Annotated in this window: 4 protein-coding genes; all 4 read right to left on the bottom strand. The window is 54.4% G+C overall.

Translation table 11 applies throughout. The features are described from left to right. Window positions 1–92: 92 nt before the first annotated feature. Window positions 93–1,163 (bottom strand): tripartite tricarboxylate transporter substrate binding protein, encoded by a 1,071-nt coding sequence (locus tag ACTIKR_RS20245; RefSeq protein WP_442328853.1) that lies wholly within the window; start codon window positions 1,161–1,163, stop codon window positions 93–95. 243 nt (window positions 1,164–1,406) lie between these two features. Next, window positions 1,407–2,207 carry an ABC transporter permease gene (locus tag ACTIKR_RS20240; protein WP_442328852.1) on the bottom strand — a complete coding sequence of 267 codons (801 nt, stop codon included), beginning with the start codon at window positions 2,205–2,207 and terminating at the stop codon, window positions 1,407–1,409. Next, window positions 2,204–2,923, bottom strand: a complete 720-nt coding sequence (locus tag ACTIKR_RS20235) for an ABC transporter ATP-binding protein (protein WP_442328851.1) — start codon at window positions 2,921–2,923, stop codon at window positions 2,204–2,206. Before ACTIKR_RS20235 ends, ACTIKR_RS20240 begins: the two co-directional genes overlap by 4 nt. A 165-nt stretch (window positions 2,924–3,088) precedes the next feature. After that, on the bottom strand, window positions 3,089–4,219 hold a 1,131-nt coding region (locus tag ACTIKR_RS20230; RefSeq protein ID WP_442328850.1), incomplete at its 5' end, for a RyR domain-containing protein.

Here is a 4,219-nt window from a genome sequence, read left to right as displayed (position 1 = left end):
GTAACGATAGGGAGTGGGTTCGGTCATAACAATTCCTTGGCCCCATCCATGTGGGGCGATATGTCAAATGTGAGTTCTGAAAACGGTCTGGGTTACTTGATATCCAGTTCTTTCAGAACCTTGCTGTATCCGTCTGTTTCCATAGCCATCTTCTGCTCAAATGCCTCGCCATCAGCATACACATAGCCCAGATTCTGCTGTTTGATGGACTTGATCAGTTCCGGATCCTGCGCCACTTTCTCAAATGCTTCCTTGAGCACCCTGACCGCTTCGACCGGCATATTTTTGGGGCCCGCAACGCCGCGCCAGGTACCATAGGAGACGTCAATCCCTTTTTCTTTTGCGGTTGGTACATCCTTGAACTCTGGCACGCGTTCCTCGTTCATCACGACCAGCAGGCGCATTTTGCCGCTGCGAACGTATTCAGCCGCTTCAGCGGGACTGGTGGCCACGGCATCGACCTGTTTACCCAGCAACGCCAGCAGCGACGGCCCCGAGCCGGGATAGGGAACATGCGTCACCTTGGTGCCCGACTTGACCTCGAATGCACTGAGCGCAACATCGTAAACAGCGCCAGTGCCCGGGGTTCCCACATTCATGCCATCAGGGTTTTTCTTGGCAGCAGCCAGAAAATCCTCTACAGATTTATAGGGCGAATCATTGTGCACCACCAGTGTTGTTGGATCGGCGTTTAACTGAACCAGCGGCGTGAAATCCTTGTAAGAACGGTCAAACAGATTGAGCAGCGGCAATGTCACAAACTCGCCGGTCACCACAGCCAGGGTATAGCCATCCGGTTTCTGATTAAGCACATACTTCCACCCCACCGCGCCGCCCGCGCCAGACTTGTTAAGCACGATCATGCCTTTGGGAAAGTGCTGTTCCGCGGCCTTGGCAAAACTGCGGGCAACGGCATCGGTGCCGCCGCCAGGTTGAAACGGCACCACAAGTGTAATGGGCTGGGCAGGATAGGCATTTGCCGCTGCAGCCAGGGCGGGAACAGAGGCCAGGCCGCCACAGGCAATCAGTAAGGCCAGCACGGCACGACGAGGGTAGATCATGACAGATTTGTCTCCGGAGATATTCAATAAAGTAAAGGGAATTGGCATGGCGCGCTCGGCCACGATACGGGCATAAGCGCTTTGCCATCTAAATAAATCCATAATATGGATTTATTTCTATATTATGGATACAGTGTATAGACGTTGCGTTCACCAGCCATCTGGGGAAAACCCTTAATTACAGTCGAAATGATGACAAGTGAATTACGACAGGGTCCCGGCCCCACGTGCCCGAGCGTTGTCGTGGGGCATAAAAAAATCCGGCTGCCGGTTTCCTTCGTGGAAACTTACAGCCGGACCATATCCCTTTGTCCGATGCCGCTACCCTGAATCCTTATGCAGTATCTAGGCAGACTCGTGCAACTTCCAATACAGGAAATTATGCTGCGGGCCGAATACGCGCCGATAGACCAGCAAAATAGCCAGCACGCATGCGATAGCCGAAGAGGCGGTCAGCAGAAACATCAGCAGGATCTGGTAACGGATCGCCTGCTCGGGGTCCTGCCCCGCCAGGATCTGACCGGTCATCATGCCCGGCAGGCTGACCAGACCGATCACCATCATGCTGTTGATGGTGGGCACCATCCCTGCCCGCACCGCCATCTGCGCCGCTTCGCGATAGGCCTCCCAGCCGCTGGCGCCAAGCGACAGCATCATCTCTACGTGATCGCGCCGCTGCGTCAGTTCACTGGTAATGCGATCGAGCCCCAGCGACACGCCGGTCAGGGTATTGCCCATGATCATGCCCAGCACCGGGATCACATATTGAGGGGAATACCAAGGCTGTATACGCATGATCAATACCAGGCCAATGGCCATGACCAGCCACGACGGTATCCAGATTGAAAACAGGGCATCCAATTGCATGCCCCGGTAACGAATGCGACTGCGGTTTCTGGCGGCAAGCCCGGCAATGACGGTCATCACAGTCATGATCGCGAGCACGATATACCATTTGTCGGCAGCAAACACCCATTTGAGAATCAGACCGATGGCAAACAGCTGCACCACCATCCGTACAGAGGCAATCAACAATTGCCTTTCCAGCTTTAAGCGCAACAGCAATGAAATCAATCCGTTGGCCAGGATAAGCAATGCCGCCAGACCGATTTCACCGATCGATATTTCCATATATTCAAGGTTCATTCTTGCCCTTCCGCTATTTCATCGGTCGTGAGGCGGCCGCTTTTCATTTGCCATACACGATTCCCAACCCGGGCCTTTTGCTGCTCATCGTGGCTGATCCACAGCGTCGCCGTGCGACGATCGTTCACATACATCCAGTGCTCAATCAGCTTTTCCACCAGTTGCGCTGTAGACTCATCCAGCGCTGAGGTAGGCTCGTCCAGCAGCAAAAGACAGGGATCCAGCTGCAATACGCGCAACAGGCAGACTAGTTGCTTCTCTCCTCCTGATAGCGTGTCCGAATCCTTGGCCAGAAAGGCGCTGGGGCGGTCAATAGCGTGCAGAAACCGTTCGATTTTCTGTCGATCGTACTTTTTATCCCGGTTCACGGTAAGTCCGAAAGGAAAGGTCAGATTGCCTTCGACGCTGGTCTGCAGCAGCACCGGGCTTTGCCGGATATAGGCAATTTGAGCTCGGTAGCGACATGCGTCGGCCCGTTGTACCGGCTTGCCGTGAAGGATCAGTTCGCCAGCATCGGGCTTGTCCAGTAAGGCCAGGGTCCGTACAAATATACTTTTTCCGGAGCCAGAGGCGCCGGACAACGCGATACGATCACCGGGCTCGACTGTACAGTTTGCCGGATGCAGCAATATATGACCGCTTAACGGATCGTTGCGACTGAGATTTTTTGCCTGCAATAATGCAGGCGTCTTTATTTCTGGATTATCGGTTACCACAACTTATGCTTACCATCGTTGACGACGGCGTCGCAGGACAACCGTCAAAAGGCTGCTGACCATGCAGCGACACCATCGGGCCACAGTCAAGCCGGCTCACCGCCACTCACTGCGAACTCGCACAATATACACCGAAAGCGGCGTCCGGGCGCGCCAACAGCAAACTCAGACAGTCGGTTTAGCTTCATTACCGCGCACCAGGTGGGGAATGCGTAATACAACGTCCCGGTCCTTTTGTTTTTCGGCCTCGGGAAGCATCGCCCATTCCACCAGAGAAGGATGCAAGCGCCGCCGGTCATCACGCAGAGTGCCGTAACGCCAGCCCGCCAGGTAACGTTGCGCCATCCAGCGTGTATGCTCCACCTGTGCGAGCATTTCGACCTCGTCGGCGGTAAATGAGCGCGCGTCCTGCACGCCTGCCCCCTCCTCCTGTGTTAGCGCCAGCTTCCCGCACATGGCCAGTTTGTAGGCAATATGGTCCGCCTGTGCACGGTTCGCGTCCTTGGCCTGTTCATTCAACATGTCCCACGATTGTTTATAAGCGTCGCTTTCGCTGAGCGAACCCTGCTGCGGTGCAAGTTGCTGCAGATAGTCTTCATGAATGCTGCGCGCCGTGACATCCAGCCGTTCCTGTGTAATCAGCTCCACCTGGCACACCGATTCCAGACTGCCAAAAAAAATCAGGCGGTTCAATCTGCTCTGACGGGACTTGAGCAGCGCATTCAGGCCATCATTGTGATAGTTCAAGGCGAACACACGAAACGCGGCTGCGGGCATCGCATGCAATATTTCCAGCGACAGTTTCAGATTGGCCGAATCGTCGTCAAATGCGACAATCACCACGGGGACAAGATGAGCCGGTGGATCAATGACTAACTCATTCAATATATGATCATAAGCGCCATCAAACGGCATATACTTGATCGACGACACCATTGCGGCGCCCGGATACTCGGCAGCCAGTTGCCTGCCGGCCTGCTCGGCGTCTGCACCATACACAATAATGTCGGGTGAGGCCGGGTTGATCGTATGCATCACCTGCAGGGCCTGTACCAGCAAGGCTTTGGCCGTGTCTCCGGTGCCAAAGACAATTAGCCGAAAGGCAGCATTGGGATCGCACATATTCTGGGCATAATCATAAGCAAGTCGTGCAAAGAACTGCCGTGCAATCATCTGATGGTGATTGAAAAACCTCAAGTCAATGCCGTTTTTCTTTTCATCTTCGAAATAGTCCGATTGCTGGAGCATGGCGCTGACCTTGGCGTTGCCTATATGCAGGAAACAGCGCACCTGATA

The sequence above is a fragment of the Advenella sp. genome, from assembly GCF_052108595.1.
Classification (GTDB): Bacteria; Pseudomonadota; Gammaproteobacteria; order Burkholderiales; family Burkholderiaceae_B; genus Advenella.
Note: the sequence above shows the minus strand (reverse complement) of the source record. Positions and strands in the feature narration are given on the sequence as shown.

Bases quoted from the DNA above. Each gene is read 5' to 3' on its own strand.
- ACTIKR_RS20245 (WP_442328853.1), bottom strand. From the start codon at position 1,163: ATGGATTTATTTAGATGGCAAAGCGCTTATGCCCGTATCGTGGCCGAG.
- ACTIKR_RS20240 (WP_442328852.1), bottom strand. From the start codon at position 2,207: ATGAACCTTGAATATATGGAAATATCGATCGGTGAAATCGGTCTGGCG.